Annotated in this window: 1 protein-coding gene; it reads left to right on the top strand. The window is 56.0% G+C overall.

The features are described from left to right. The first annotated feature begins 102 nt into the window (after positions 1-102). A complete protein-coding gene (locus HOP52_RS19540; protein ID WP_238979202.1) occupies positions 103-1,221 on the top strand; it encodes an ISAs1 family transposase in 1,119 nt (372 codons plus the stop codon). The last annotated feature ends 22 nt before the right edge of the window (positions 1,222-1,243 follow it).

Genomic DNA, 1,243 nt, shown 5'->3' with positions numbered 1-1,243 from the left:
TCAGGGAAAACGCATGAAAAACCGCTCTACGACGGGCTTCGTAGCGCTTTACCAGTAGGAGCTAATGTGGTCATCTAGCAGCTTTTGCTTATGGATGGCCCGATGCTGACACCGTCTCTTATGCACCATTTATCGATCGTTCCCGACTTCCGTCAGGCCTGGAAAGTGCAGCATCAGCTGTCGGACGTCCTGTTTCTGACCGTCTGTGCAGTGATCTGTGGTGCAGAGGGTTGGGACGAAATCGAGGATTTTGGCCACGCGAAGCTCGATTTTCTCCGTCAGTACGGCGATTTTGAGGCCGGCGTGCCCAGCCACGACACTTTGGCCAGGGTGATGGCCTTGGTCAATGCCGAGCAGCTCCAAACCGCGTTTGCCGAGTGGATGAAAGCCTGCCATGACGTCACCGATGGAGCTGTGGTGGCCATTGATGGCAAGACGCTGCGTGGATCGTATTGCCGAGGGAAGGGCAAAGGCGCGATCCACATGGTCAGCGCCTTCAGCGCAGCGAATGGTGTGGTGCTGGGTCAGATCAAGACAGCAGAGAAAAGCAACGAGATCACGGCGATTCCGGAGCTGATCAAGCTTCTCAACCTGCAAGGCTGTTTGGTGACGATCGATGCCATGGGCTGCCAGAAAAAGATCGCCACGCAGATTCTGCAGAAGGGTGCCGATTACCTGCTGTCGGTGAAGGAGAATCAGCCAGCCTTGGCTGACGCCTTCGAGGCGGCGTTCCCCATGACCAAGGTGGTCAACTTCGAAGGGGATGCCTATGTCACGGATGAGAAGAATCGAGGACGGCAAGAGACGCGCTATCACATCGTGAGTGATCTTACTGAAGAGTTTCAGGAGCTTAGCTACGAATGGCCAGGCTTGAAAACGGTAGGTGTCGTCATGAGCTTCCGACAGGAAGGTGACGAAGCCCCTGAGGTACCGATGATCCGCTACTACATCAGTTCAGCCGAGCTGAGCGCCAAACAGCTCGCTGAAGCGGCCCGCCAGCACTGGTTTGTCGAGAATAAGCTCCACTGGTCCCTGGACGTTGCTCTCCGCGAGGATGCTTGCAAAATCCACCGCGGTCAGGCGGCGGAAAACCTCGCCAGGGTCCGTCATATCGCCCTGAATTACCTGAAAGGGGAGACGCGTTTCAAGGGCGGAATCCGGCGGAAACAGAAGAAAGCCGCGCTGGATGATACGTACCTTGCGGACATTCTCGCGGTCTAGATTCTTTCATGCGTTTTCCCTG

This window comes from Billgrantia campisalis, from assembly GCF_022341425.1.
Taxonomy (GTDB): domain Bacteria; phylum Pseudomonadota; class Gammaproteobacteria; order Pseudomonadales; family Halomonadaceae; genus Halomonas; species Halomonas campisalis.
Note: the sequence above shows the minus strand (reverse complement) of the source record. Positions and strands in the feature narration are given on the sequence as shown.

What these genes read in the sequence shown, in the direction of transcription:
- HOP52_RS19540 (WP_238979202.1), top strand. Translation starts at nt 103, where the DNA reads ATGCTGACACCGTCTCTTATGCACCATTTATCGATCGTTCCCGACTTC.